Annotated in this window: 28 protein-coding genes, 1 tRNA gene and 1 pseudogene; 10 read left to right on the top strand and 20 right to left on the bottom strand. The window is 67.3% G+C overall.

The window, feature by feature from the left end:
• Positions 1–87: 87 nt before the first annotated feature.
• The gene (locus AC2YG9_RS12210; RefSeq protein WP_487298246.1) at positions 88–2,442 is read left to right on the top strand and encodes a transketolase; all 2,355 of its coding nucleotides are present in this window, start codon (positions 88–90) and stop codon (positions 2,440–2,442) included.
• Here AC2YG9_RS12210 and AC2YG9_RS12215 read toward each other — a convergent pair.
• The 9 genes from AC2YG9_RS12215 to AC2YG9_RS12255 all read right to left on the bottom strand — a co-directional run bounded on the left by AC2YG9_RS12215 (position 2,439) and on the right by AC2YG9_RS12255 (position 6,835).
• Positions 2,439–2,807 (bottom strand): nuclear transport factor 2 family protein, encoded by a 369-nt coding sequence (locus AC2YG9_RS12215; RefSeq protein ID WP_487298247.1) that lies wholly within the window; start codon positions 2,805–2,807, stop codon positions 2,439–2,441. The genes AC2YG9_RS12210 and AC2YG9_RS12215 overlap by 4 nt on opposite strands.
• Entirely contained in the window at positions 2,800–3,153 is a 354-nt protein-coding gene (locus AC2YG9_RS12220) for a nuclear transport factor 2 family protein (RefSeq protein WP_487298248.1), read from the bottom strand. The genes AC2YG9_RS12215 and AC2YG9_RS12220 overlap by 8 nt, the downstream gene beginning before the upstream one ends.
• 10 nt (positions 3,154–3,163) lie before the next feature.
• Positions 3,164–3,676, bottom strand: a complete 513-nt coding sequence (locus AC2YG9_RS12225) for a c-type cytochrome (RefSeq protein ID WP_487298249.1) — start codon at positions 3,674–3,676, stop codon at positions 3,164–3,166.
• A 79-nt stretch (positions 3,677–3,755) separates the two neighbouring features.
• Positions 3,756–4,181 carry an alternative ribosome rescue aminoacyl-tRNA hydrolase ArfB gene (gene arfB / locus AC2YG9_RS12230; protein WP_487298250.1) on the bottom strand — a complete coding sequence of 142 codons (426 nt, stop codon included), beginning with the start codon at positions 4,179–4,181 and terminating at the stop codon, positions 3,756–3,758.
• A 53-nt stretch (positions 4,182–4,234) separates the two neighbouring features.
• Positions 4,235–4,642 carry a DUF805 domain-containing protein gene (locus AC2YG9_RS12235; protein ID WP_487298251.1) on the bottom strand — a complete coding sequence of 136 codons (408 nt, stop codon included), beginning with the start codon at positions 4,640–4,642 and terminating at the stop codon, positions 4,235–4,237.
• 101 nt (positions 4,643–4,743) lie between these two features.
• A complete protein-coding gene (locus AC2YG9_RS12240; protein ID WP_487298252.1) occupies positions 4,744–5,163 on the bottom strand; it encodes a DUF805 domain-containing protein in 420 nt (139 codons plus the stop codon).
• Between the two features lie 78 nt (positions 5,164–5,241).
• Entirely contained in the window at positions 5,242–6,045 is an 804-nt protein-coding gene (locus AC2YG9_RS12245; protein WP_487298253.1) for a hypothetical protein, read from the bottom strand.
• Positions 6,046–6,095: 50 nt separating this feature from the next.
• Positions 6,096–6,557 (bottom strand): YaiI/YqxD family protein, encoded by a 462-nt coding sequence (locus AC2YG9_RS12250; RefSeq protein ID WP_487298254.1) that lies wholly within the window; start codon positions 6,555–6,557, stop codon positions 6,096–6,098.
• Between the two features lie 203 nt (positions 6,558–6,760).
• Positions 6,761–6,835: transfer RNA gene (locus tag AC2YG9_RS12255), tRNA-Thr, on the bottom strand.
• Positions 6,836–6,908: 73 nt separating this feature from the next.
• On the opposite strand from AC2YG9_RS12255, the gene AC2YG9_RS12260 reads away from it, so the two are divergent.
• Complete coding sequence (locus tag AC2YG9_RS12260; protein ID WP_487298255.1) at positions 6,909–7,229, top strand: polyhydroxyalkanoic acid system family protein; 321 nt, start codon at positions 6,909–6,911, stop codon at positions 7,227–7,229.
• 13 nt (positions 7,230–7,242) lie between these two features.
• Here the strand turns inward: AC2YG9_RS12260 and AC2YG9_RS12265 are convergent, their stop codons facing one another.
• The 5 genes from AC2YG9_RS12265 to AC2YG9_RS12285 all read right to left on the bottom strand — a co-directional run bounded on the left by AC2YG9_RS12265 (position 7,243) and on the right by AC2YG9_RS12285 (position 11,701).
• A complete protein-coding gene (locus AC2YG9_RS12265; protein ID WP_487298256.1) occupies positions 7,243–7,662 on the bottom strand; it encodes a hypothetical protein in 420 nt (139 codons plus the stop codon).
• A gap of 16 nt (positions 7,663–7,678) precedes the next feature.
• Positions 7,679–8,482, bottom strand: coding sequence for an ABC transporter permease (locus tag AC2YG9_RS12270; protein WP_487298257.1), 804 nt, complete (start codon positions 8,480–8,482; stop codon positions 7,679–7,681).
• Positions 8,479–9,387 carry an ABC transporter permease gene (locus tag AC2YG9_RS12275; RefSeq protein ID WP_487298258.1) on the bottom strand — a complete coding sequence of 303 codons (909 nt, stop codon included), beginning with the start codon at positions 9,385–9,387 and terminating at the stop codon, positions 8,479–8,481. The genes AC2YG9_RS12270 and AC2YG9_RS12275 overlap by 4 nt, the downstream gene beginning before the upstream one ends.
• Entirely contained in the window at positions 9,384–10,511 is a 1,128-nt protein-coding gene (locus AC2YG9_RS12280; RefSeq protein WP_487298259.1) for an ABC transporter ATP-binding protein, read from the bottom strand. Before AC2YG9_RS12280 ends, AC2YG9_RS12275 begins: the two co-directional genes overlap by 4 nt.
• Before the next feature lie 74 nt (positions 10,512–10,585).
• Positions 10,586–11,701 (bottom strand): polyamine ABC transporter substrate-binding protein, encoded by a 1,116-nt coding sequence (locus AC2YG9_RS12285; protein ID WP_487298260.1) that lies wholly within the window; start codon positions 11,699–11,701, stop codon positions 10,586–10,588.
• 113 nt (positions 11,702–11,814) lie between these two features.
• Here AC2YG9_RS12285 and metG point away from each other — a divergent pair, with 113 nt between their 5' ends.
• Positions 11,815–13,524 (top strand): methionine--tRNA ligase, encoded by a 1,710-nt coding sequence (metG, locus tag AC2YG9_RS12290; RefSeq protein ID WP_487298261.1) that lies wholly within the window; start codon positions 11,815–11,817, stop codon positions 13,522–13,524.
• A gap of 3 nt (positions 13,525–13,527) precedes the next feature.
• On the opposite strand, the gene trpE is transcribed toward metG, so the two are convergent.
• Complete coding sequence (gene trpE, locus AC2YG9_RS12295) at positions 13,528–15,075, bottom strand: anthranilate synthase component I (RefSeq protein WP_487298262.1); 1,548 nt, start codon at positions 15,073–15,075, stop codon at positions 13,528–13,530.
• Complete coding sequence (locus tag AC2YG9_RS12300; RefSeq protein ID WP_487298263.1) at positions 15,072–17,051, bottom strand: peptidyl-prolyl cis-trans isomerase; 1,980 nt, start codon at positions 17,049–17,051, stop codon at positions 15,072–15,074. Before AC2YG9_RS12300 ends, trpE begins: the two co-directional genes overlap by 4 nt.
• A gap of 159 nt (positions 17,052–17,210) precedes the next feature.
• On the opposite strand from AC2YG9_RS12300, the gene tpiA reads away from it, so the two are divergent.
• Positions 17,211–17,960: a triose-phosphate isomerase gene (gene tpiA, locus AC2YG9_RS12305; RefSeq protein WP_487298264.1), complete on the top strand. Its 750-nt coding sequence runs from the start codon at positions 17,211–17,213 to the stop codon at positions 17,958–17,960.
• Positions 17,961–18,240: 280 nt separating this feature from the next.
• Here tpiA and AC2YG9_RS12310 read toward each other — a convergent pair whose 3' ends face one another.
• From AC2YG9_RS12310 to AC2YG9_RS12320, 3 genes are all read right to left on the bottom strand, one after another.
• Positions 18,241–18,897, bottom strand: a complete 657-nt coding sequence (locus AC2YG9_RS12310; protein WP_487298265.1) for a DsbA family oxidoreductase — start codon at positions 18,895–18,897, stop codon at positions 18,241–18,243.
• The gene (locus AC2YG9_RS12315; protein ID WP_487298266.1) at positions 18,894–20,219 is read right to left on the bottom strand and encodes a diguanylate cyclase domain-containing protein; all 1,326 of its coding nucleotides are present in this window, start codon (positions 20,217–20,219) and stop codon (positions 18,894–18,896) included. The genes AC2YG9_RS12310 and AC2YG9_RS12315 overlap by 4 nt, the downstream gene beginning before the upstream one ends.
• 105 nt (positions 20,220–20,324) lie before the next feature.
• Positions 20,325–20,840: a GNAT family N-acetyltransferase gene (locus tag AC2YG9_RS12320; RefSeq protein WP_487298267.1), complete on the bottom strand. Its 516-nt coding sequence runs from the start codon at positions 20,838–20,840 to the stop codon at positions 20,325–20,327.
• A gap of 119 nt (positions 20,841–20,959) precedes the next feature.
• Here AC2YG9_RS12320 and secG point away from each other — a divergent pair, with 119 nt between their 5' ends.
• The 5 genes and pseudogenes from secG (at position 20,960) to rpmF (ending at position 24,113) form a co-directional block, all read left to right on the top strand.
• Complete coding sequence (secG, locus tag AC2YG9_RS12325; RefSeq protein WP_487298268.1) at positions 20,960–21,397, top strand: preprotein translocase subunit SecG; 438 nt, start codon at positions 20,960–20,962, stop codon at positions 21,395–21,397.
• A 68-nt stretch (positions 21,398–21,465) separates the two neighbouring features.
• On the top strand, positions 21,466–23,115 hold the full coding sequence (gene pyrG / locus AC2YG9_RS12330) for a CTP synthase (RefSeq protein ID WP_487298269.1): 1,650 nt from the start codon (positions 21,466–21,468) through the stop codon (positions 23,113–23,115).
• 21 nt (positions 23,116–23,136) lie between these two features.
• Positions 23,137–23,262, top strand: a pseudogene (locus tag AC2YG9_RS12335) (hypothetical protein); the annotation flags it as partial.
• Positions 23,258–23,794: a YkgJ family cysteine cluster protein gene (locus tag AC2YG9_RS12340; protein ID WP_487298270.1), complete on the top strand. Its 537-nt coding sequence runs from the start codon at positions 23,258–23,260 to the stop codon at positions 23,792–23,794. The pseudogene AC2YG9_RS12335 and the gene AC2YG9_RS12340, both read left to right, overlap by 5 nt.
• A gap of 136 nt (positions 23,795–23,930) precedes the next feature.
• Entirely contained in the window at positions 23,931–24,113 is a 183-nt protein-coding gene (gene rpmF / locus AC2YG9_RS12345; protein WP_487298271.1) for a 50S ribosomal protein L32, read from the top strand.
• A 77-nt stretch (positions 24,114–24,190) separates the two neighbouring features.
• On the opposite strand, the gene AC2YG9_RS12350 is transcribed toward rpmF, so the two are convergent.
• Positions 24,191–24,964, bottom strand: a complete 774-nt coding sequence (locus AC2YG9_RS12350; RefSeq protein ID WP_487298272.1) for an enoyl-CoA hydratase — start codon at positions 24,962–24,964, stop codon at positions 24,191–24,193.
• 121 nt (positions 24,965–25,085) lie between these two features.
• On the opposite strand from AC2YG9_RS12350, the gene eno reads away from it, so the two are divergent.
• The gene (gene eno, locus AC2YG9_RS12355) at positions 25,086–26,366 is read left to right on the top strand and encodes a phosphopyruvate hydratase (RefSeq protein WP_487298273.1); all 1,281 of its coding nucleotides are present in this window, start codon (positions 25,086–25,088) and stop codon (positions 26,364–26,366) included.
• The last annotated feature ends 9 nt before the right edge of the window (positions 26,367–26,375 follow it).

The raw sequence follows: 26,375 nt of genomic DNA on the forward strand, positions 1-26,375 counted from the left end.
CCCGTCAGAAGGCGCCGCAGCGGTAGCCTTTGCCATCGCTCGCGCCTATGAAGGGTCGAATTCTGCGGCTTTGGATGGCGTTTGAGCATGGATGACGGATCGGCGAGCCCGGAGCGGCAGGACATCGCTCTGTTGCGGCGGCTGGAGGAGCGGGTGCTCTGGCTGGCCAGCTGGACCATCCACAACGCCAACCATCTGCGCGAGAGCCGCGACGGCCTGAAGGTCGGCGGTCACCAGGCCAGTTGCGCCTCCATGACCACCTTGATGACGGCCCTCTATTTCCGCAGCCTTCGTCCGCAGGACCGGGTGGCGGTCAAGCCGCACGCCAGCCCGGTGTTCCACGCCATCCAGCACCTGTTCGGCCGTCAGACGATCGACCAGCTGCAGCGGTTCCGCTCGCTCGGCGGAGCGCAGTCCTACCCCTCGCGGACCAAGGACATCGACGACGTCGACTTCTCCACCGGTTCGGTCGGCCTGGGCGTGGCGATGACCGCCTTCGCCAGCCTGACGCAGGACTATCTGGCGGCGCGCGGGGCGATCAAGCCGGACGCCATGGGGCGGATGATCTCGCTGCTGGGCGACGCCGAGCTGGACGAGGGCAACATCTACGAGGCCCTGATCGAGGCCTGCAAACACGACGTCCGCAACACCTGGTGGATCGTCGACTACAACCGCCAGAGCCTGGACGCGACCACGTCCGACCGGATGTTCACCCGCTATGGCGAGATCTTCGAGGCCGCCGGCTGGCGGGTCGAGACGCTGAAGTGGTCCAAGCGTCAGCTGGCCGCCTTCGCCCGTCCCGGCGGCGAGGCGCTGCGCAGCTGGATCGAGACGGCCCCGAACGACCTCTACTCGGCCCTGACCTATCAGGGCGGCAAGGCCTGGCGCGAGCGGCTCAGCGCCGATCTGGCCGGCGACAGCAAGGCGCTGAAGCTGATCGAGAGCTACAGCGACGATGACTTGGCCATGGTCATGACCGAGCTCGGCGGCCATTGTCTGGAGACCATCCTGGAGGCCTTCGAACGCGCCGCCGAGGACGATGCTCCACGCTTCTTCATCGCCTACACCGTCAAGGGCTGGCGGCTGCCCTTCCAGGGCCACAAGGACAACCACTCGGGCCTGATGACCCCGACCCAGATCGCCGAGCTGCGCGGCCGGCTCGGCGTCGTCGAGGGCGAGGAGTGGGACATCTTCTCCGGCCTTGGCGACAACGAACGCACCGCCCTGCGCCACACGGTCGACACGGCCCCCTTCGCCGCCCGCAAGGACGGCCGCAAGGTGGCGCCAAGCGTGGCCCTGCCCGGCGCCGACGACCTATTGGCGGCGGTCGCGGCGGACCGCGAAATCTCGACCCAGGCGGCCTTCGGCAAGGTGATGTTCGAGATCGCCAAGCGGACCGACGATTTCTCGGGCCGGGTCGTCACCACCTCGCCCGACGTGACGGTGTCGACCAACCTCGGCGGCTTCGTGAACCGGCGCGGCGTCTTCCATCGCCGGGCCCATGAGGACGTGTTCAAGAACCGCCGCATCCCCTCGGCCCAGGTCTGGTCGATGGTCGAGACCGGCCAGCACGTCGAACTGGGCATCGCCGAGAACAACCTGTTCATCGCCCTGGCGGCGCTGGGGCTGTCGTCGTCGCTGTTCGGTGAGCGGCTGTTTCCGGTCGGCACCCTGTACGACCCCTTCATCGCCCGGGGCCTCGATGCCCTCAACTATGCCTGCTACCAGGACGCCCGCTTCCTGCTGGTCGCCACCCCAAGCGGCTTGACCCTGGCGCCGGAGGGCGGGGCCCACCAGTCGATCGGCACCCCGCTGATCGGCATGAGCCAGCCCGGCCTGGACAGCTACGAACCGGCCTTCGCCGACGAGACCGCCGTGCTGATGGCCCACGCCTTCGACCGCATCCAGCGCGAGGATGGCGGCTCGACCTACCTGCGCCTGTCGACCCGCAGCCTGGAACAGCCGGTCCGCGCGGACGACGCCTGGCGCAAGGGTGTCATCGCGGGCGCCTACTGGATGAAGCCACCGGCGCCCGGAGCCCGCATGGCCCTGGTCTACAGCGGCGCCATCGCCCCCGAAGCCCTGGCCGCCTTCGAGGCTATTCTCGAGGACCTGCCCGAGGCGGGCCTGCTGGCCGTCACCTCGCCCGACGTGCTGCACGCCGACTGGACCGCAGCCGGCCGCGCCCGCTGGACGGGCGGCGAGGCGCGCGCGTCGACGGCCGAAACCCTGCTCTCCTCGCTGGCCCCCGATGCGGTGCTGGTGACGGTGCTGGACGGCTCACCCGCCGCCCTGTCGTGGCTGGGCTCGGTGCGCGGTCAGCGCGTGCGCGCGCTGGGCATGGAAAGCTTCGGCCAGTCGGGAGACCTGCCCGACCTGTATGCGAAGTACCGTCTGGACGCCGACGCCATCGTCGACGCCTGCGCCGACCTCCTGGCCTAACTCGGGTCCATCCGCAGGATCAGGCCGTCGTCGCCGAAGGTGATGACGTGGGTGACCTTGTCGCTGCCCCACAGGGTCCCGTCCGGCCGCTTCATGGTCTGGGCGGCGGTGACCACAACCCGGCCGTCGGGCAGGCCGTCCATGGTTACGGGCGTGACTTCGAAGTCCATCAGCTTGAACTGTTCGGTCCAGTAGGCCCCGACCGCATCGCGGCCCTTGATCGGCACGCCCTCAAGCATGTCCATCCACTCGGCCTGCGGGTCCAAGCCGGCGACCATGGTCGGCACGTCACGCCGGTTGTAGGCCTCGTAGAGGGCCTCCAGGCTCGCCTTGCGGGCTTCCATGCTGACCATGGCCCTACGCATCCAAACGATCCAGCCGCGCGATCAGACCATCGCGAAAGCCGAAGCTGTAGTCGACAGGACCATCATGCCACAGAGCGCCGTCGAGGCTGGTCACATGGTGATGAACCCGCACCTCCATGGTCCCGTCGGGGCGGGGGTGGAAGGCGGTCGGGGTGCTCTCGCCGGCGATGATGCTGAAGGCCCTCTCGTAGTAGCCGCGCACAGCCGCGACGCCGATCAGGCGCCGGTCCTCGTTCAGCTGGTCGGGGAAATCGACCTCGGGATGCAACAGGGCCATGACCGCATCGACGTCCTTGGCGTCGAGAGCCTTGTAGAACCGCAGCAGGAGCGCTCTCCGTGCGTCCATGGCGTCCTGGCTATTCTCCCGGCTTGTAGCCTGTCTCGACCTTCAGATAGGCGATCAGGTCACGGCGTTTGGTGTCGTCCTTCAGGCCCACGAAGGTCATGCGGTTGCCGGGCAGGAAGGTCTTGGGGTTCGCCAGCCAGTGGTCCAGCTTCTCGGCGTCCCAGGTAAAGCCGGCGCCCTTGAGCGCGTCGGAATACTTGAAGCTGCCCTGCGTCCCCGCCGTGCGGCCGAACAGGCCGTAGAGGTTGGGCCCGGTCTTGTCGGGGCCGCCTTGCGTAATCGTATGGCAGGACTGGCAGAGGGCGAAGGTCTGCTTGCCGGCGGCCAGGTCGGCGGTGTTGTAGGGCGCGGGCAGGGTGGCCAGGATGGCCGCCTTCTCGGCGTCGGTCAGCTTGGGCGCGGGCGGCGCGGCCGGCGTTGCAGGGGCGGAGTCGGTCTTGCCCGGTTCCGGCGCGGTTGGACCGCAGGCGGCGGCGAGGGCCGCGAGGGCGATGATCCCGGAAGCGACGAAGGCGTTGCGCATCTAAAGTTTCCTGGCTGAAGAGTCAGATAGGTCGTGACTGTGAGGCTTTCAACGGCATCACAACGTTATGCGATTGAGGCTAATCATCGCCGCTCGGGCGTCCCCGCCCCGACTTGATCGTCCCCCGGCGCGACTTTGCCGAAAGCCGTCGCTCCTTGGAAGCCTTGGTGGGACGAGTCGGGCGACGTTTTGGCGGCGGCGGCTGCGCAGCCTCCGCAATCAGCGCGGTGAGGCGCTCGATGGCGTCCGCGCGATTGCGTTCCTGGGTGCGGAAACGGTTGGCGGTCAGCACGATGACGCCGTCGTTTGTCAGGCGCGATCCGGACAGCTTTTCCAGCCGCTCGCGGACGTAGTCGTTGAAGGACGGCGAGTTTCGAACGTCGAACCGCAGCTGCACCGCGGTCGCCACCTTGTTGACGTTCTGGCCGCCGGGCCCGGACGCGCGGATGAAGCTGAGCTCAACCTCGCTGTCGTCCAGATTGATGGCGGGGGTAACGGGGATCATGGCGGCGCACCGATAGACCGCGCCGCCATGATCCGCCAGCCGTTGGTTTCAGCTCAGTTGAGGGTGTCGCCGCCGCGACCCTTGGGATCGGGGCCGAACCGGTTGGGGCCCGGCGTTCCATCCAGCACCTCGAAGATCAGCAGGATGATGCCGCCGACGAATGGCACCAGGCTGATGAAGATCCACCAGCCGGAGCGGTCGGTATCGTGCAGCCGCCGGACGGTGACCGCGATGGACGGGATGAGCGTGCCCAAGGCGAGGACGCCGATGATCATCAGAAGCAGACCGGCGATCGGGCTCAACTCGCCCGTCACCTGAAAGTCGCCCATGAAGGCGAGCATGGGGACGTAGAGCACCATAAAGACGATCACCAGGAGCAGGGTGAACAGCCAGTACTCAGAGCGGCGAGCCCGACCCTGGAAGTCGGCGTATTTGCGCAGCGGCGCGAACATCAGATCCATGACAGCCCCTTTCAACCCGTTGATCCCCGCCTTGGGGATAATGGATCGAGCCTGCCCGACACTCGCCTGTCAGGCAACCACCGTTCTGTGAAGCTCAGCCGTCAGGCGACTATGCCGTCCTGTGCCCCCATGGCCAACCGGGGATCAGGGCCATGGCGGTTTGTTCCGGCCGTGCCCGGCAGCAGCATGAAGATGAAAAGCACCAGGTCGCCCAGCGGCGCCAGTTTGAGCAGGGCCAGCCAGCCGCTCATGTCCTGGTCGTGCAGACGTCGCACCGTCACCGCCAGTTCGGGCAGCAGCAGGGCCAGGTAAACCAGGAGCGCCGCCAGAAGGATGCCGATTGCAGTCGGGCTCGGATCTTCGATCCCCGCGGCGACGTCAACGCCGACGACGGCGAAGAAGGCTATGCAGAAGGCGATGGCCAGCAGGAACCGGAACAGGAAGAACAGCCAGAACTCTGTACGCGTGGCCCGACCATAGAAGTCGGCGTATTTGCGCAGCGGCGCGAACATCAAGTCCATGTAGCGGTCCTCCCACCCGATGGGTCGAAAGGCCGGAGCGTGCAGGAGGGACCGCCGTTCGGCAACGGCCAATCGCGGTCAGTCGAAGACCCGGCTCAGGCTCTCATTGGACTGATCCCGGCGCAGGGTGGCGTAGGCCGCCGAGGTGACCGACCCCAAGGCCAGAGGTATGGCCCCCATCAGGAAGATGTAGAGCGGGATGCCGACCACGATGAGGCCGATGATCAGGGCGACTGGCGGCCCACTCGATTGAGCGGCCGCGGCCCCCATGATGCTGCCGAGGGAGAGGGCGGCCAGCAGGAAGTACAGCACCACCAGGAGGACGATAAACATGATGTACGAGACGACGTAGTAGCCGAACAGCGCCAGCCTGCGGCCCTCACTGGCCCGAAAGCTGTCGCCGAAAGCCGCGAAGACGCCTCTGCGCTCGACCACCTGGGCCGCCGGCGCCATGCCGAACAGCACGCCGATGATCATCCCGGGAACGAGGAGGAAGGTCCAGCCGATGATCAGCATCAGCCACAGGAGGATCGTGATCCCCAGCTGCGGCAGGAAGCAGCGCCAGCCGGTGTTCCAAGCGCCGCTGAAGGTCGGCTTTTCACCGCGCAGTTCGAGCTGGGCCGCATAGCCGTTGACGCCGGAGACGAAGCTGGCCGAGGCGAGTGTGCCCAGCAGGCTGAAGAAGCCGCCGATCCCTGAGCCAGCGTCGCCAGTGGTCTCCAGCTGTCCGCCGTTGAAGACGAGGGTGGCGACGACCTGCAGGAGGGCGAAGCCGAAGCTGACGAGGGCGATGCAGCCACCAAGCCGCAGCAGGTTCCGCTGGAACATCGAGACGGCGCGCGTCAGGGCGTCACCGATTTCAAACTCAGGTACTATGGCCACCGGAACGCTCCCCCAGACTGCCGCGGACTATAGGACAGATTCGGCGCCCGTCATGGCCGTCGCTTGGCGATGTTCACCGCCTGGTCCAGCGCCTGGAGAAACCGGCTGCGGTCCTCACGGCCGAACGGCGGCGGCCCGCCGGTGATTTCGCCGGTCGAGCGGATGTGTTCCATGATCGAGCGGGTGGCCAGGGCCGAGCCGATACTGTCGGTGGTGAACTGCCGGCCATTGGGCTTCAGCACCTGGGCTCCGGCCTTGAGGCAGAGATCGGCCAGGGGGATGTCGTTGGTGATGACGATGTCCCGCGGCCCGCAACGCTCGGCGATCCAGGCGTCCGCGACATCGGGGCCGGCGTCGACGATGACCCGTTCGACCAGCGGCGACTGCGGGACCATCATGAAGCTGTTGGCGACGACGAAGGACTTCAGGCCATAGCGGCCGGCGACCTTGTAGATCTCGTCCTTCACCGGACAGGCGTCGGCGTCGATGAAGACGCGGATGGGGTTGGTCATGAGCCGTTCCTAGCAGCCGCCCCGGCTTTGTCAGCCATCGAACAGATGAAACCAATGTTCGTCGTTAACGTTTGGCCTCTGAACGCCCCGCTTTGAGGGGGCCAGGAGGGTCTCATGCGCAGGTTCTTCAAGCGGCTGGTGGCCAATTTCGACGCGCTGATCTGGAACCTGACGGCCGGCCCGCAACCGCGCCACTAGCAGGATGGTGCCGGCTGCAGGGATTGAACCCGCGACCTTCGGTTTACAAAACCGCTGCTCTACCGCTGAGCTAAGCCGGCGCGCTTGTGCCTGCAAGCGAGGGCGCCCACATGCGATAAACCGCGCGTTTCGTCCAGCCTGAAAGACCCGCCGATGTCCAAGCCCCTGACCATCACCATCCCCCACCAGCTTGGCCTGGCCGAGGCCCGCAAGCGGATCGAGGAAGGCTTCGGCAAGATCGAGCAACAGTTGGCCGGCGGCGGCCAGGCCAAGGTCGAGAAGACCTGGGCCGGCGACACGATGAATTTCACCGCCCTGGCCATGGGCCAGACGATCACCGGCGCGCTGCATGTGCTGGAGCAGGAGATCAAGCTCGACATCGTCCTGCCCGGCATCCTCGGAATGCTGGCCGGCAAGGTGAGGGACAAGGTGCAGCGCGAAGGCCAGTTGCTTCTGGAAAACAAGAGCAAGTAGGCGCCGGAGCGGGCTAGCCGGTCCTCACGCAGGTGAAGCCGTAGCGGACCGCAATGAACTTCCGACCCTCTCCGGTATAGACCTGCGCAATCTGCGGCGTTTTCCAGTCGACGTAATAGACTTCGGCGGGAAGAGGGTGAGCCGGGTCGAGCGGGTTGGGGTGCACGACGACGAAGGCCGACATCACCTCACCGTAGAACCGGCCTTCCGAGTGGTAGGTGACATTGAGCCACTGTTCCCCGCCCTTCATGACCGGGCCCGGCTCCTGCTTGCGCCAGAGGCTGGCCTTGCCGTTGTCGTCGACCTTGAACTTGAGGGTTTCCCTGAGTTCGCCGTTGTCAGCGGTCCGAAACTCGCAGGTCAGCCCGGCGGCATGAACTGGGCCTGCGAGAGCGGCCAACGCCAGGGCTGCACAGAGCAACTTGCCTTTCATCACGTCCTCCTCGGAACTACGCCTCCGCCTGTTTGACGGCGCCAGCGCGCCATTTCGAACCAATCGACCAGCAGATCACCCCGACGGCGACGATGCCGATCAGCAGCGTGCAGACGGCGTTGATCTCCGGCGACACGCCCAGGCGCACCTGGCTGTAGATGCGCATCGGCAGGGTGGTGGCGCCCGGGCCGCTGGTGAAGCTGGCGATAACCAGATCGTCGAGCGACAGGGTGAAGGCCAGCATCCAACCCGCCAGAATCGCTGGGAAAATATTGGGCAGTGTGACTTGCCAGAAGGCCCGGGTCGGGGTGCATCCGAGGTCCTGCGCGGCTTCCTCCAGCGCCTTGTCGAAGCTCGCCAAACGAGATTGCACGACCACGGCGACGTAAGCCATCGTCAGGGTGGTGTGGGCCAGGGTCACGGTCAGGAAGCCGCGGTCGATCTTCAGGGCGACGAACAGCAGCAGCAGGCTGAGCCCCATGATGACCTCCGGCATGACCAGCGGCGCGTAGCTCATTCCCGAAAACAGCGTCCGACCCCGGAAGCGGCCGTGGCGCGTGAGGGCGACTGCGGCCAGGGTTCCCAGGATTGTCGCCAGGGTGGCGCTGATCAGGCCGACGCGGACGGTGACCCAGGCGGCAGCCATCAGCTGGTCGTTCTGGAACAGGCTGCCGTACCATTTGGTTGAGAAGCCGCCCCAGACGGTGACCAGCTTGCTGGCGTTGAACGACCAGACGACCAGCAGCAGGATCGGCAGGTAGAGGAAGGTGAAGCCGAGGGTCAGGCTGACCAGATTGAAGGGGGAGGGGCCGCGTCTCATGCCGCCGCCTCCAGGGCCTTCACCTGCTGGCGCTGGTAGAGGACAATTGGCACGACCAGGGTCAGCAGCAGGACCACCGCCACCGCCGAGGCGAACGGCCAGTCCCGATTGGCGAAGAACTCCATCCAGATAGAGCGGCCGATCATCAGCGAGCCGGGCCCGCCCAGCAGATCGGGAATGACGAACTCGCCGACCATGGGGATGAAGCAGAGCAGGCAGCCGGCGATGACGCCCGGCAGTGAGAGCGGGAAGGTCACCTGCCAGAAGCTCTTCCACGGCGGCGAGCCGAGGTCGGCGGCGGCCTCCAGCAGGGTGTGGTCGAGCTTTTCGAGCACCGCGTAGAGCGGCAGGACCATGAAGGGCAGGTAGCTGTAGACCAGGCCGATCTGCACGGCGGCGGGCGTGTAGAGCAGATCCGCCGGCGGCAGGCCGATGAGGCCCAGCCCCGCGTTCAGCAGACCTTCGGGCTTGAGGATGCCGACCCAGGCGTAGACCCGGATCAGGAAGCTGGTCCAGAACGGCAGGATGACCAGCATGAGAAGCAGGCTGCGGGTCCCGGGTTTGCAGCGGGCCATGCCGTAGGCCATCGGATAGCCGACCAGCAGGGCCAGGATCGTGCCCTCGGCCGCGAACCGCAGGCTCGACACGTAGGACTTGGCGTAGAGGCTGTCGCTGCCCAGCTGCTTGTAGGTCTCGAGGTCGAGGCCGGCGAAGAAGGCCTTGATGCCGCCGATCCCGGCGCTCCAGTCGATCTGCGGCGCATAGGGCGGGATCGACAGGGCGCTGTCCGAAAGCGACAGCCGGAAGACCATCAGGAAGGGCAGGGCGAAGAAGACCAGCAGCCAGGCGTAGGGGATCAGCGCCGACAGCTTCGGCCACCGGCCCGGAGCCTTCTGCGTCTTCACGAGACCAGCACCACGCTGGCGTCGTCGGCGAAGGTCACAAAGACCTTGTCGTCCCAGCCGATGGGCCGCTCGACGATGCGGCTGGCGTTGGCCTTGGCGACCCGGATCAGCTTCTCGCCCGGCAGCTCGACGATGTAGTTGGTCCAGTCGCCGGTGTAGCCGATGTCCCAGATCTCGCCGGAGAGCACATTGTGGGTCCCGGCCGGCGGGGGTTCCAGGCTGATGCGCATCTTCTCGGGCCGCACCGCCAGGTTCACGGCGGTTCCGGCCGGCGGGCAGTCGTCGTCCAGCACATAGAAGCCGTCCGGGGCGCCTGCGGCTGACAGTCGGGCCATCGGATGCTCGATGGCGCTGACCCTGGCCTCGAACAGGTTCACGTCACCGAGGAACTCGGCCACGTAACGGTTGGCCGGGGTCTCATAGACCTCTTCCGGGCGGCCGATCTGGGCGATCTCGCCCTCGCGCATGACGGCGATGCGGTCCGCCATGACCATGGCCTCTTCCTGGTCGTGGGTGACGATCAGGAAGGTCATGCCGAGCTCGACCTGCAGGTCCATCAGTTCGAACTGGGTTTCCTCGCGCAGCTTCTTGTCCAGGGCCCCCAGCGGCTCGTCGAGCAGCAGCATCTGGGGCTTACGGGCCACCGCGCGGGCCAGGGCGACCCGCTGCTTCTGCCCACCCGACAGCTGGTCGGGCTTGCGCCGGGCAAACGGCTTCAGCTTCACCAGTTCAAGCATCTCGACCACGCGCGCGGCGATCTCACCCTTGGGCAAACCCTCCTGCTTGAGACCAAAGGCGATGTTCTGCTCGACGGTCAGGTGCGGGAACAGGGCGTAGGACTGGAACATCATGTTGATCGGCCGCTGGTGCGGCGGGATTCCGGCCAGGTCCTGTCCGGCCAGGGTGATGGTTCCGGCGTTGGGCGTCTCGAACCCGGCCAGCATCCGCATCAGGGTGGTCTTGCCACAGCCCGAGGGGCCGAGTAGGGCGAAAAACTCACCCGGATAGATGTCCAGCGACACGTCGTTGACCGCCGTCTGGTCGCCGAACCGCTTGGTCACGCCCTGAAAACGGACCAGCGGCGTGGCGGCCGGATCGTTCCAGGGCGCGAACGTGCTGCGCACCGCTCCGATGTTCAGCCTTTTGCCGGCGCCCTTTGCCGGCCGCCCCCCCCTTGGAGTGTTTTGGGCCGTTGTGTTCATTGCCCGGTGGTGACCTTGGTCCACTCGCGGTTCACCACCCGAACCAGCGCCTGGTCCTTGGTGGTGGTCACGAACAGTCGCTGGAAGACCTCCGGCGTCGGGTAGACGTTCGGATCATCCCGCACCTCGGCTTTGACCAGCTGGGTCGCCGGCAGGTTGGCGTTGGCGTAGTTGGTTGAGTTGGACGCCCGGGCGATGATCTCCGGCCGCATCATGAAGTCGAGGAACTTGTAGGCCGCCTCGGGGTTCGGTGCGTCCGCCGGAATGGTGAAGACGTCAAACCACACCTGGCTGCCTTCCTTGGGGATGAAGTAGCCCACTTCCACATTCTTCTTGGCCTCGTCGGCGCGGTCGCGGGCCTGCAGGATGTCGCCGCTGTAGCCGATGACCACACAGGCGTCGCCGTTGGCCAGGGCCTCGATGTACTCGCTCGAGTGGAACTTGCGCACATAGGGCCGCAGCTTCAGCAGCAACTGGGTCGCCGCCTCATAGTCGGCCGGGTTCTTCGAATTGGGGTCCTTGCCCAGGTAGTGCAGGGCGACCGCGTACATGTCCTCGGAGGCGTCCAGGAAGTAGACGCCACAGTCCTTCAGCTTGGCCAGGTTCTTGGGATCGAACACCACCGACCAGCTGTCGAGCGCCGCGCCCGGCAGCCGCTTGGCCACCTCGGCCTTGTTGTAGCCGACGCCCATCGTGCCCCACATGTAGGGGACGTTGTACTTCGCGCCGGGATCGAACGGCTCCATGCGGGCCATCAGATCCGGCCACAGGTTCTTGCGGTTCGGCAGCTTGGCGAAATCCAGCGGCTGGATGGCCTTGGCCGTGATGTAGCGGGGCAGGTTGTGGTTCGATGGGGCGACGATGTCGTAGCCGGTGCCGCCGGTCAGGACCTTGGTTTCCAGCACCTCGTTGGAATCGAAGGTGTCGTAGACGACCTTGTAGCCGGTCTCCTTGGTGAACTCCTCAAGCAGCGCCGGGTCGATGTAGTCCGACCAGTTGTAGATCTTCAGCGTATCGCTCTTGGCCTTCTCGCCGCCCTCGCAGGCGCCAAGTCCCAGAACCGCCACCGCCGTCATGGCCACGGCCAGCCGCCGCGTCATCGAACCAAGCATCGCGCCCTCCACAATTCGTCCCTGCCGGCATTTATAGGGTCAAGCCGCCCGGCGTTAAGCGGTTTTGCCGGATGACTGTCATTCAGGCGCGACCTCGCCTATATCCGCGCCCCATGACGCGCGTTCTGATCACCTCCGCCCTGCCGTACATCAACGGGATCAAGCACCTCGGCAATGTGGCCGGGTCGATGCTGCCCGCCGACGTCTTCGCGCGCTTCAAGCGGGCCACGGGCGCCGAGGTCCTCTACATCTGCGCCACTGACGAGCACGGCACCCCCGCCGAGCTGGCCGCCGCCGAGGCTGGCCAGGATGTGCGCACCTATTGCGACGAGCAGCACCAGCTGCAGCACGACATCGGCCGCGCCTTCGGCCTGTCGTTCGACTGGTTCGGCCGCAGCTCCAATCCGCCCAACCACCGGCTGACCCAGCACTTCGCCGAAGTTCTGGAATCCAAGGGGCTGATCGAAGAGCGGACCGACAAGATGGTCTACTCGGTCGATGACCGACGCTTCCTGCCCGACCGCTATGTCGAGGGGACCTGCCCCCACTGCGGCTTCGAGAAGGCGCGGGGCGACCAGTGCGACAACTGCGGCAACCTGCTGGACCCGGTCGACCTGATCAATCCCTACAGCAAGATCTCGGGCTCGCGGAACATCGAGGTTCGCGACACCAACCACCTTTACCTGCTGCAGACCAAGGTCGAGAGCCGCATCCGCCAGTGGGTGGACGGCAATTCGGCCAACTGGCCGCACCTGACCCGCTCCATCGCCTACAAGCACCTGGATGAGGGGCTGATCGACCGCGGCATCACCCGCGACCTCGCCTGGGGCATCCCGGTGGTCAAGGACGGCGCCCCGCGCGCCGGCTTCGAGGACAAGGTCTTCTACGTCTGGTTCGACGCCCCGATCGAATACATCGGCGCCACGGTCGAATGGTCGGAGGCCGGCAACGGCGACTGGGAGCGCTGGTGGCGCACCGACAAGGGCGCCGACGGGACCGAGTACGTCCAGTTCATGGGCAAGGACAACGTCGCTTTCCACACCGTCAGCTTCCCGGCCACCATCCTTGGCTCCGAAGAGCCCTGGAAGACGGTCGACCGGCTGAAGGCCTTCAACTGGCTCAACTGGTACGGCGGCAAGTTCTCGACCAGCGAGAAGCGCGGCGTCTTCATGGACACGGCGCTCGAGCTGCTGCCGCCCGACCTGTGGCGCTGGTACCTGACGGCCAACGCGCCGGAAGGGTCCGACACCGCCTTCACCTGGGAGCAGTTCCAGTCGGCGGTGAACAAGGACCTGGCCGACGTGCTGGGCAACTTCGTCAACCGCATCGCCAAGTTCGCCGAGAGCAAGTTCGAGGGCGTCGTGCCGGAGGGCGGGGAGCCGGGAGAACTGGAAGCCAAGCTCTGCGCCGACATCGACGCCGGCATTGCCGACCTGACGGCGCAGCTGGAGGCCATCGAGGTTCGCAAGGCCGCCCAGGCCCTGCGCGCCCTCTGGGTGCTGGGCAACGAGTACCTGCAGGTCGCCGCCCCCTGGACGGCGATCAAGACCGACCCCGTGCGGGCGGCGGTCGTCGTGCGCACGGCCCTCAACCTGGCGGCCCTCTACGCACGACTGTCGGCGCCGATCATTCCGTTCGCGGCCGAGAAGATCGCCGAGGCCTTCAACCAGGGCTGGCCCCTGGCCTGGCCGACCGAAGGCGCGGCGGTGGAACTGAACCGGCTGGCGGTCGGCCAGACGATCCGCGCGCCCGAGGTGCTGTTCAAGAAGATCGAGGACGAGCAGGTGGCCGAATGGGGCGAGCGGTTTGGCGGCGAAGCCTAGGGCCTACCGGAACCGCCAGGCCTCTTCCGCCGCCATCCGCAGCGCCCGGCTCTTGTGCAGGGTCTCGTCGTACTCGGCGTCGGCGTCGCTGTCGGCGACCACGCCGCCGCCGGCCTGGACGTACAGCATGCCGTCCTTGATCAGGCCGGTGCGCAGCACGATGCAGGTATCGACCGACCCGTCGGCCCCGAAATAGCCGACGGCGCCGGCGTAGGTCAGGCCGCGCTTGACGATCTCCATCTCGTCGATGATCTCCATCGCCCGCACCTTCGGCGCCCCTGACAGGGTGCCGGCGGGGAGGGCGGCCATCAGCACGTCCACCGGGTCGAGACCGTCCGGCGCATCACCCTCGACGTTCGAGACGATGTGCATGACGTGGCTGTAGCGCTCGATGAAGAAGCTCTGGGTGACGCGCACCGACGCCCCCTTGCCGGTCGGCGCGATGTCGTTGCGGCCGTCCTCGCGCAGACGGGCGACGCGGCCGACGTCATTGCGGCCCAGGTCCAGCAGCATCAGGTGCTCTGCCCGTTCCTTTGGATCGGCCAGCAGTTCGGCCTCCAGCGCCGCGTCCTCTTCCGGCGTCGCGCCACGCGGACGGGTGCCGGCGATGGGTCGGATGGTGATCTTGTTGTCGCGCAGCCGCACCAGGATTTCCGGGCTGGAACCGACCAGCTGGAAGGGCCCGAAGTTCAGGTAGAACAGGAAGGGCGAGGGGTTGGTCCGCCGCAGCGACCGGTAAAGGGCAAAGGGCTGGCCCGCGTAGGGGGCGCTGAACCGGTGGCTGGGCACCACCTGAAAGATGTCGCCGGCCTCGATGTAGTCGCGGCAGCGCTCGACGATCTCGCCGTACTGGCCCCGGCTGACGCCCGGCTCGAAAGTCACGGTCCCGGCCGTCATCGCCGGACCAGGGGCCGGCATCGGCCCTTCCAGATCGGCCAGCACCTCGGCCAGGGTCGCCTGCACCTCGTCCCAGGCCTGTTTGGCCGACACCCCGGCGCGGGGCCGGGCCGGGGCGACCAGCAGGATCTCCTGGGCGATGGCGTCGAAGACCGCCACCACCGACGGCCGGATCATCAGCCCGTCGGGCAGGTCCAGCGGATCGGGATTGACGTTCGGCAGCCGCTCGACCAGCCGCACCATGTCGTAGCCGATAGCCCCGAACACCCCGGCGCTCGGCGGCGGCAGTCCGGCCGGCAGCTCGATGCGCGAAGCGGCGACCAGGTCTCTCAAACTGTCCAGCGCCCCGCCGTCCTGGGGCGTGAAGCGGTCGGCGGCTATGTCCTCACCGGCCGCGATCTCGGCCTTGTCGCCGCGACAGCGCCAGACCAGGTCCGGCTTCATGGCCACGATGGAATAGCGGCCGCGCCAGGCGCCGCCCTCGACGCTTTCGAACAGGAAGGCGTAGGGACGGGCGCGGGCGATCTTCAGATAGGCCGAGACCGGCGTCTCGAGATCGTCGATCAGCCGGGTCCAGACGACCTGCGGCCGCCCGCCGTCCCAGGCCGCCGCAAACGCATCGAAAGAGGGTTCGAGGGCGGCCTGCTGGGTCACTTGGACTTGGCGTCCTTCGGCTTGTCCTTGTCGGCCTTGTCCTCATAGGCGGCCGGATCCTCACCCAGAGCCTTCAGGGCGCGGGTGCGGTCGGACTTCGGCTTGATCGTGTCCTTGGCCCAGGCGCGGGTCGTGGCGTCGATGTCGGTGTAGATATCGCGGGCGAAGCTCTGACGGCCCATCTCGGTAGCCTGGGCGATCTGGCCAACCTCGCCGGGGCGGATCGCCCCGATCCTGCCGACGGCCAGCCCGCCGCCTTCGCCCTGCACCGGAACGGCGAACACCTGGCCGGTGGCGCCGGTGAAGACGGTCGTCAGCAGTTCGTTGCCCAGCGCCGCATGTTGGCGCGCGCTCTGGCGGGTCATCTTCGGCAGCGAGACCAGCTTGTAGCCGCCGGACGCGGCGATGGCCGACAGGCTCTCGCCCTTGCGGGCGCGGTCCGACAGGGCCTTGGCGCGGTCCTGCATCATGCGGGCCTGCTTCTGACCGACCAGCAGCTTGGTCAGTTCCGGCCGCACCTCGTCCAGCGACGGCGGCGAAGGCGGAATGATCTTCTCGACGCGGACGAAGAACTGATCGCCGGCGCTGACCTCGATCAGGGTGCTGTCCGAACCGGCCGGCAGGCCGAAGGCGGTTTCCAGAACTTCCTTGGTCACGACCTTCGGATTGACCGGGTTCTTGGGGTCAAGGCCCTGACCCTGGGCGGTCATCGTCGGCAGGGTGACCACCGTGGCCCCGACCTTGGCGGCCGCCTGTTCCAGCGTCGCGCCCTGGCTGTGGACCTTGTCGAAGGCCTGGGCCTGCTCATAGGCCTTGTTGGCCGCGGCCGATTTCCTGACGTCCGCTTCCAGCTCGGCGCGGTGCTCTTCGAGCGAGGCGGTCTTGGCGGGGGTGACCTTGGTGACCTTGATCACCGATTGGCCCAGCTCGCCCTGCAGGCCGCCGCTGACGCCGCCGGCCGGCAGGCGGAAGGCCGCTTCGGCCACGGCCTTGTCGAAGATGGCCGACTTCGGCTTGTCGTTGTTGTTGATCACTTCCGCGCCGACCGACTTGGCGATGACCGCCGGGTCCTCGCCCTTGTTCAGGCGGGCGGCGACCTGGCTGGCCTGGCCGGCGTTCTTGACCGGGATCTGCACGAAGCTGCGCAGTTCCGGCGACGACAGCGAATCCTTGCGGAACTCGAAGCGCTTCTGGACCTCGGCCGGATCGGCCGTGACCTTGCCCTCGAACTCTTCGGCGTTGAAGCGGACCAGCTTGATGACCCGCATTTCCGGACGCATCAGTCGGGCGGCGTTTTCCTTCAGGAAGGCCTGCATCTCGGCGTCGGTCGGCGGCGGCACGGCGCCGACGCTGGCCGGGGTGACGATGAAGTACTCAAGGTCGCGCTCTTCCAGGCCGTAGGCGCCCTGCAGCGCCGAATAGATGCGCGGCGCCTTGAAGCCGGCCGTCAGCGAACCGACGAACTGGCTCTCGATGATCTGGCCCTCCAGACCCTTGCGGTAGGTTTCGAGGTCCAGACCGTTGTCGGTCAGAAGCCTGGCCAGCGCGTCGGTGTTCAGCTCGCCGGTGATCTCGTCGAACAGCCCCGGGTATTGCGCCAGCTGCTGCTTCATCTGTTCGTCGACCAGCGAGGCCGGAACCTTCAGGCCCATCTTCTTGAAGACCGCGCCCATCGCCTCGGTGCTCATGAGCTCCTCGAGCACCTGCTTGTCCAGACCGCCGCGAATGGCGTCGGGCGTGGTGATTTCACGCTGGTACTGCTGCTCGGCGTTCTTCCGGGCCCGTTCGAAGAGGGTCTTGAACTGCTGGGGCGTGACCGTGCTGTCGCCCGCCTTGACGATCCAGGTGCCGGCATTGCCGGTGATCGCGCCCAGCACGTCCATCTGCGTGCCCAGGAAGGCGGTGCTGATCATCACCAGTCCCAGCAGCACGGCTGCAAACCAGGACTTCATCAGCTTCTTCATCGTAGCGAGCATCGGGTCTTTTGAACCTTTGAGACGGGCGGCGTGCGAGGCCGTGAACGGCGGGTATAGTCGGCCCTTCCCGGAGCAGGCAAGCGCGGCGGATTGTTGGCGTGACATCGGCGGCTGGTGCGGCTAGTTGCGGCCATCGCATTTGAGAGGGATCGCCCGCCCATGACTGCCGCCCGCCCGCTGGTCGCCGGAAACTGGAAGATGAACGGTCTGGCGCTGTCGCTGGACGAGGCGAGGGCGGTTTCGGCCGCGGTCGACGCCCATCCGCCGGCCTGCCGCGTGGCCCTGTGCCCGCCGGCGACGCTGGTGGCGCGCATGGCCGAGCTGCTCAACGGCACGGGCGTCGGGGTCGGCGGCCAGGATTGCAGGGCCGAGGAAACCGGCGCCTACACCGGCGACATTTCCGCCGAAATGCTGGCCGACGCCGGCGCCGCCCTGGTCATCCTCGGCCACTCGGAGCGCCGGGCCGGATACGGCGAAAGCGACGCCCTGGTTTCCGCCAAGGCCGAGGCTGCCCTGCGCGCCGGCCTCGAACCCATCGTCTGCGTCGGCGAGACCCTGCAGCAGCGTGAAGCCGGCGATACGCTTCGCGTCGTCACCGGCCAGGTCCGCGGCAGCCTGCCCGCCGCCCTCGCCGGCAAGCCGTTCGCGGTGGCCTACGAGCCGGTCTGGGCCATCGGCACCGGCCTGACCCCGACCCTGGAGCAGATCGAGGAGGTGCATGTCGCCATCCGCGCCACGCTCGTCGAGGTGTTCGGCGAGGCCGGCATGGTTCCGCCGATCCTCTACGGCGGTTCGGTGAAGCCCTCGAACGCCGCCGAGATCCTGAAAGCCCGTGAGGTCGGCGGCGCGCTGGTCGGCGGGGCCTCGCTGAAGGCGGCGGACTTCCTCGGGATCGTGACGGCGGCCTGAGGCTTAGCGAAGCTGCCCACGATTATACCTGGCCCAGGCTTGGGAAGAGGGGCGTTTGCCGTAAGTCTCTGATCGGCAGTGATATTTCGGTTGCGGCCCAGGCTGGGAGAGTAGGCGCCGGCGTTGACAGGGCGTAGGCGCCGAGGCTGGGAATGTTGACGGCTCAGTGCGATGCGGCGCCTACGCAGGCGCCGGAACGTTCGGATGTCGCGGCGCGGCGGCCCGTTTTCAGGTGAATATGTCTAGACATATTGTCTAGGCCGTTGAACTTGAACGGTTTTCAGGCCGCTTCGAGGGCCCGGTCGATGGCCTTGCACAGACGCTCGGGCACATCGGCGCCCGAGATGGCGACCTTGCCGCCGAAGATGGTGAAGGGCACGCCGCTGACGCCGGCCTGGTGGGCCTGGTAGTGCTCGCGGGTGACGGTGTCCTTGTCGGCGCCCTCGGCCAGGGCCGTCAGCACCACATGGCGCTCCATGCCGATGGCCTCGGCGATGTCGGCCAGCACCACCGGATCGCCGATGTCGCGCAGCTCGACGAAATAGGCCTTCATGATCGCCTCCAGCGCGGCGGCCTGCAGACCCACGGTGTGGGCCCAGCGGATCAGCCGGTGAGCGGCGTTGGTGTTGGGCGAGATCGGGATTTCCGCCAGTTTCAGCTTGAGGCCGACGCTGGCGGCTTCCTTGTCCAGGGTCTCCAGGGCGGCGGCGCGGCGCTCGGCGTTGGGAAACTTGGCGGCCATGTAGTTGGCCCGGTCGACGCCTTCCTCGGGGATGGCGGGGTCGAGCTGGAACGGCCGCCACAGCACCTCGACCGGCACATCCGGCCGCTGGGCCAGCGCCAGTTTCAAACGCTCCCAGCCGATGTAGCACCAGGGACAGACCACATCGGCGATGAAGTCGATCTTCAGGGGGCCAGCGGCGGTCGCGTCTGTCATCCGGCTTCTCTCTGCAACGCCCGGGCGGCGGCCCGCTCCAGGGCGGTGGCGGCGTTTTCGCCCCTCTCGATCTGGGCGACGCCGATGTCGAAATCAACGGTGAAGGGCGTCTTTCCCTCACCGGCCTCGAAGGCGGTGCAGGCGATGACGGCGGCGATGCGCTCGGCGGCGGCCCTGGCCGAGGCCTGCGGCGTGCCGGGCAGGGCCAGGGCGAAGACCTCGGGCCCCAGACGGGCGGCTGTATCCTCCGCGCGGACCAGACGGCCGATCATCGAACCGATCTGCGGAATGGCCCGATCCAGCCAGCCGCCGGCCCGGGCGCTGCTGACCTCGGCCCGTTCGGACAGGCGCAGGACACAGACGCTCATCGGCCGGTTGCGGGTGCGCGCCGCCTGGGTCAGCCGCACAAGGTGGGCGGCGAACAGGTCGCGGGTGAAGAGGCCGGTGGCCGCGTCCATCAGGCCCGATGAGCGGGCCTTTTCCAGCGCCTTGCGGATGGCCGTCTGGCGTCGATAGCTGCGCGCCAGCTCGATGACCCGCTTGGCGGTCTCGGTCTCCGGCGTTTCCGGCGAAGCGACATCGGACACCCCCCGATGGAAGGCCTCCGAGGTGGTCACATAGGAATCGGCCGCCAGATAGAGCAGGGCAGGGATGTGATAGAGCCGGGTGTTGCGGCGCATACCCGCCGCGATGCTGAGCGCCTCGGCCTGGTTGTCGCCGGCCCACAGCACGACCGAATCGAAGGCCCGCTCATGCAGGTAGTCGAAGGCGGTGAAGGCGGTGAAGGCGCCGACCACATCGCAGCCGCCGCGCGACAGGGCGTTGCTGAGGGCCAGGAACTGCGGGGCCGGCTCGCCGACGGCCAGGATGCGATAGGGGCCCGGCGACTGCTCGGGCAGCTCCAGCCGGCGGCCCTTGTCGGCGAAGGTCTCGAGGCGGAGTTCGAACTCTTCCTCGGCGATGGCCATGCGGACCAGGCTTTCGAGCCGCAGCACGGCTTGGGCCGGGTGCAGGGGCGGGGCGAGGGTCAGGTCGAAGGCGAAGCTGTCCAGCTGCGGATCCGGATCGCCGATGGCGATGACCGGCAGGCGGCGCGGGGCACAGGCGGCCTTCAGGCGACGGGCGAGCGTAAGGGCGTCAGCTCCGCCGCTGGCGGTATCGACGATGGCGGCCTCGATCTGCAGGTCCCCCAGCGCCGCCAGGGCCGCATAGGGCCCACGCGCCGTGATGGTCCGCCAGCCAAGCCGGTCCAGCCCCTCGGCCAACGGCCCGGCCAGCGCGTCGTCGCGCGCCACGATCAAAATCCGGGCCTGAACCGTCAACCTGCCACCCTCGATCGGCCGCGCCCCCGCGGGCAGCCAGATTCGTCACACAAGCGAGTACAATAGCAAAGTGGCGGCGGGGAGATAGCGCGACATATCAAACCGCTACAGAAGCATGCCCCACAACCGCACATCCCGCCGCTCGCCGCCTCGATCTACGTGGCCCCGCAGATAGCCTTCCTCTTCGAACCCCAGCTTCAGCAGCAGCTTCTCAGACGCGTCGTTGCCCACATGCGTGCGCGCCCACAGCCGCTGGATGCCCTGGGTAACCGCGAAGTTCATCACCGCCTGCATGGCCTCATAGGCATAGCCCCGGCCCCAGCTGTCCTTGCCCAGGATGAACCCGACCTCCGCGCGATGATGGCGCCAGTCGATGTCCGACAGGTCGCACAGCCCCAGAAACGTCTGGTCGCCGGTCAGCCGCATGGCCCAGTAGAAGGCGCGGTCCTCGTCCATGGCCGCCATCTGGCTGCTCAGCACCTGGTCGACGATATCGGGATCGTCGATCTCGGCCACGTCCCAGTGAGCCATGACCTCCGGGTCGGCCATGATCGGATGGACCAGCGGCGCATCGGCGGGGGCCAGCGGGGTGAGGGTCAGGCGCTGCGTCTCGAGAATCACGGACGTTGAACTCCCACTGCTGCGCCCCCAGCTATGGCGTGGCCGTCTGCATGGTGCTAGAGGGGCCGACTTCATTTCGCGGGCTCGACGAGTCCGCCCCGACCAGAGACCGTTACGCCGTGCAATTCATCACCATCGCCCTGCTGTGCATCAACATCGTCGTCGCCGGTCTGCTGATCGGCGCGGTGCTGCTTCAAAAGTCCGAGGGCGGCGCGCTCGGCATGGGCGGCGGTCCGTCGAACTTCATGAGCGCCCGGGGCACCGGCGACCTGCTGACGCGGATCACCTGGATCCTGTTCGCCATCTTCCTGGGCATCTCGATCAGCCTGACCCTGCTGGCCGCCGCCAACCGCGCGCCGGCCGCGGGCACCAACCTGCGCATCGATCCCAACAGCATCAAGTCGGCCCCGGCCGACCTGCTGGCCCCGAAGACGCAGGCTCCGGCCACCAGCGACGGGCTGCCCTCCAGCATCACCGTCCCGGCCCAGCCGCCGGCCGATCTGATGCCGGGCGCCGCTCCGGCCCCGGCTCCGGCCACCACGCCCGAAAAGAAATAGCGTTCATTCACAGATTTGAGGCATCGCGGGGCGCGCGCTCCGCGAATCTCGCCTATATCTGACCTCCCATGGCCCGGTACATTTTCATCACCGGCGGCGTGGTCTCTTCCCTTGGAAAAGGTCTGGCGTCCGCCGCCCTCGGCGCGTTGCTGCAGGCACGCGGTTACAAGGTTCGACTGCGCAAGCTCGATCCCTATCTCAACGTCGATCCGGGGACGATGAGCCCCTATCAGCACGGCGAGGTCTTCGTGACCGACGACGGGGCCGAGACCGACCTCGACCTGGGGCACTACGAGCGCTTCACGGGGGTCAGCGCCAAACGCGCCGACAACATCACCACCGGCCAGATCTACAAGACCATCATCGAGAAGGAGCGGCGCGGCGACTACCTCGGCGCCACGGTCCAGGTGATTCCGCACGTCACCAACGAGATCAAGGAGTTCGTCCTCTCGCCCGCCATCGACGAGAACGGCGACGAGGCCGACTTCATCCTGGTCGAGATCGGCGGCACGGTCGGCGACATCGAGGGCCTGCCCTTCTTCGAGGCCATCCGCCAGCTGGGCCAGGAATTGCCGCGCGGCATGAGCTGCTTCGTGCACCTGACGCTGCTGCCGTTCATCAAGACGGCCGGCGAGATGAAGACCAAGCCGACCCAGCATTCGGTCAAGGAGCTGCGCTCGATCGGCATCCAGCCCGACATCCTGCTGTGCCGCTGCGAACAGCCGATTCCGGCCGAGGAAAAGCGCAAGATCGGCCTGTTCTGCAACGTCCGCGCCAGCGCCGTGGTCACCGCCATGGACAGCGCCAGCATCTACGCCGTGCCGCTCGATTATCACCGCGAGGGTCTCGACCGGGAAGTGCTCGACGTCTTCGGCCTGAGCGATGCGCCGGCGCCCGATCTGACCCGCTGGGAGCAGATCAACGACATCACCGTCAATCCGGACGGCGAGGTCACCATCGCCGTCGTCGGCAAGTACACGGTGCTCAAGGACGCCTACAAAAGCCTCATCGAGGCCCTGGCCCATGGCGGCGTCGCCAACCGGGTCAAGGTCAAGCTGGACTGGGTCGAGAGCGAGACCTTCGAGAACGAGGACGGCGCGGCCGCCAGCCGCCTGGAGGGGGTGCACGGCATCCTCGTCCCCGGCGGCTTCGGCGAACGGGGCGCGGAGGGCAAGATCCTCGCCGCCGAATTCGCCCGGGTCCGGAACGTACCCTACTTTGGAATCTGCTTCGGCATGCAGATGGCCGTCATCGAGGCCCTGCGGAACTGCGCCGGCATTCCCAATGCCAGCTCCACCGAGTTCGGCCCCACCGAAGAGCCGGCCGTCGGCCTGATGACCGAATGGACGCAGGGCAACGCACGGGTCCAGCGCAAGGAAGGCGACGACCTGGGCGGCACCATGCGGCTGGGCGCCTATCAGGCGGCCCTGACGCCCGGCTCGAAGGTGTCCGAAATCTACGGCTCGACCGACATCAGCGAGCGTCACCGCCACCGCTACGAGGTCAACATCAACTATCGCCAGGCCTTCGAGGACGCGGGGCTGAAGATGACCGGCGCGTCGCCAGACGGGGTGTTGCCCGAGATCGTCGAGCGCGAGGACCATCCCTGGTTCATCGGCGTCCAGTATCACCCGGAACTGAAGAGCCGCCCCTTCGCGCCGCATCCGCTGTTCGCCAGCTTCATCGCGGCGGCCAAGACGCAGAGCCGGCTGGTCTGATGGTTCAACGCTTTTCTCCGTCATCCCGGCCGGAGCGAAGCGCAGAGCCGGGACCCAGGGGCCGCCTCTTGAGTTGCGGCCGCTGCCTGGTCCGCGATCCGTCACCCCCTGGGTCCCGGGTCGCCCCTGCGGGCCGCCCGGGATGACGGCGGGGAGGGTATGTGGCCCCTGCACCCTCTGCTGCACCGTCCTCGACATCCCCGAGCTGTCGAAGCCGGCGGGCAAACCCTGCGTGCACCTGTGCGCCGGCTGCGGCGTCTATCCCGACCGCCCGACACCCTGCCGCACCTTCACCTGCGGCTGGCTCGCCACCGAGGCCCTGGGCGAGGCCTGGCGCCCGGACGTCGCCGGCTTCCTGATCCGCGATGAGCGAGCTGACGGTTTCCTCTGTATCGACGCCGATCCGGAGCGCCCGGAGGCCTGGCGCGCCGAGCCCTACCACAGCCAGATCCGCGCCTGGTCACGGATGGTCCATGACCAGACGGGCTGTGTCGTGGTCTATGTCGGTCAGGAGACGCTGGTGGTCTTCCCCGAGGAAGAGATCGCCCTGGGCGCCGTCGGCCCGGCGCCCACCCTGCAGGTCGGCTACATCCGGCGGGGCGGGGCGCGGCGGCCGCTGGTCAGGCTGCTGGAAGGCGAATCGATCCTGCGGGAATGGGTCGGAACGGCCAGCCGATAACCGGCCAGGACCAGGCGGGCGGGGCAAACCGCTGCGCACTTGCATCGCCGGGCCTGTTGAGGCATACACCCCCGCTCACGCGGCGGCCCCACCGGCCGCCGTACCCGTTTCATGCTCAGCGAGCAAAGATAGTCCGATGGCCGTTCCTAAACGCAAAACCTCGCCCTCCAAGCGCAACATGCGTCGTTCGCACCACGCCCTGGGCGCCAACTCCTTCGTCGAAGACAAGGACACCGGCGAGCTGCGCCGTCCGCACCACGTCGACCTGAAGACCGGCATGTACAACGGTCGTCAGATCATGACGCCGAAGGAAGACTAGTCTTTCCACCTCGCCTGAGGTCGTGACGCCGCCCGCGCCCCGCGCAGGCGGCGTTTCGCGTTTCTACCCCTGAGGCGCTAGCCTTGGCCCCGTCCCCGCGCCTGGATACCGGCCCGCCGCGCCTCGACGGCTTCGGGCGTGACCTTGCGATTGTGCTTGCTCGACCGCTTGTGCTCCAGAGCCATGCCGTCCTCGAAGCTGCGCCCGAAGCCGTCGTCGATCAGCCGCTTGTAGAAGCTCAGCGTCTCGACCGGGATCGTCGCCATGTCGGCGGCCAGCTTCATCGCCGCCGGCATCAACTCGTCGGCCGGCACGACCCGATTGACCAGCCCCCAGTCGGCCGCCGTCTTCGCATCCAGGAAGTTCCCGGTCAGGCTCAGTTCCTTGGCCCGGTAGACCCCGATCAGCCGCGACAGCTTCTGTGACAGCCCCCAGCCCGGCATGATCCCGACCCGCGCATGGGTGTCGGCGAACCGCGCGTTCTCCGAGGCGATCAGCACATCACAGGCCAGCGCCACCTCGAAGCCACCGGTGATCGCCACCCCGTTGATCGCCCCGATCACCGGCTTGGTGCACAGCTCGATCGCCTTGACCGGGTTCTCGTCCGCCCCTTCGGCGTTGGCCGCCCCCATGGCCTTGGCGTCGGAGCCCAGCTCCTTGAGGTCCAGCCCCGCGGTGAAGGCCCGCGTCCCGGCCCCGGTCAGCACCACCACCGAAACCTCCGGATCGCCGTCGATGTCGACCATCGCCTTGTAGAGTTCCGAGCGCAGCGCCTTGGAGAGGGCGTTCATCGCCTCGGGGCGGTTCAGGGTGACGACGGCGATGCCGTCCTTCTTCTCGACCAGCAGCATGGGAGTCTCCTTGTTGCGCACAGCCAAGCGCGCACGCCGCAAGGGTAGTCAAGCGCTCCCAAACCTTGCCCCGAGGCCCCTGCGCGGCTAAGCACCCGCCAGCCGCGCACAGGGAACCCCAATGGCCGAAATCATCGACATCATCGCCCGTGAAATCCTCGACAGCCGGGGCAACCCGACGGTCGAAGTCGATGTGGTCCTGGAAGACGGCTCGTTCGGCCGCGCCGCGGTGCCCTCCGGCGCCTCCACCGGCGCCCACGAGGCGGTCGAGCTGCGCGACGGCGACAAGAGCCGCTATCTCGGCAAGGGCGTCCAGAAGGCGGTCGATGCCGTCAACGGCGAGATCTTCGACGCCCTCAGCGGCATGGAAGCCGGCGACCAACGCCGCATCGACACCCTGCTGATCGGCCTCGACGGCACGCCCAACAAGGCCCGCCTGGGCGCCAACGCCATCCTCGGCGTCTCCCTCGCCACGGCAAAAGCCGCCGCCGTCAGCGCCGACCTGCCGCTCTACAAGTACGTCGGCGGTGTTTCCGCCCGCGTCCTGCCCGTGCCGATGATGAACATCATCAACGGCGGCGCCCACGCCGACAATCCGATCGACATCCAGGAATTCATGATCCTGCCGACCGGCGCGGAGTCCTTCAGGGAAGGGTTGCGCATGGGCGCCGAGATCTTCCACGCCCTGAAGAAGGCCCTGAAGGACGCCGGCCACAACACCAACGTCGGCGACGAAGGCGGCTTCGCGCCCAACCTGTCCTCGGCCGACGAGGCCCTGTCCTTCGTCATGAAGGCCGCCGAAGGCGCCGGCTATCGCGCCGGCGACGATTTCCTGCTCGGCCTCGACGTGGCCTCGACCGAGTTCTTCAAGAACGGCAAGTACGAGCTGGAAGGGGAGGGCAAGTCCTTCGATCCGGCCGGCATGGTCGGTTATCTCGAGGGTCTGGTTTCGCGCTTCCCCATCGCCAGCATTGAAGATGGTTGCGCCGAGGATGATTTCGACGGCTGGAAGCTGCTGACCGACGCGCTTGGCAAGAAGGTCCAGCTGGTCGGCGACGACCTGTTCGTGACCAACCCGGCCCGCCTCGGCGACGGCATAAAGCGGGGCCTGGGCAACTCCATCCTGGTCAAGGTCAACCAGATCGGCACCCTGTCGGAAACCCTCGACGCCGTCGATATGGCTCACCGCGCCGGCTACACCGCCGTGATGAGCCACCGCTCGGGCGAGACCGAGGACAGCACCATCGCCGACCTCGCCGTCGCCACCAACTGCGGTCAGATCAAGACCGGCTCCCTGGCCCGTTCGGACCGGACGGCGAAGTACAACCAGCTGCTGCGCATCGAGGAACAGCTGGACGACCAGGCCATCTACCTCGGCCGGGCGGCGATCAAGCAGCGCTGATCCCGGCGC

It is taken from the genome of Caulobacter sp. SRI_014, from assembly GCF_057586315.1.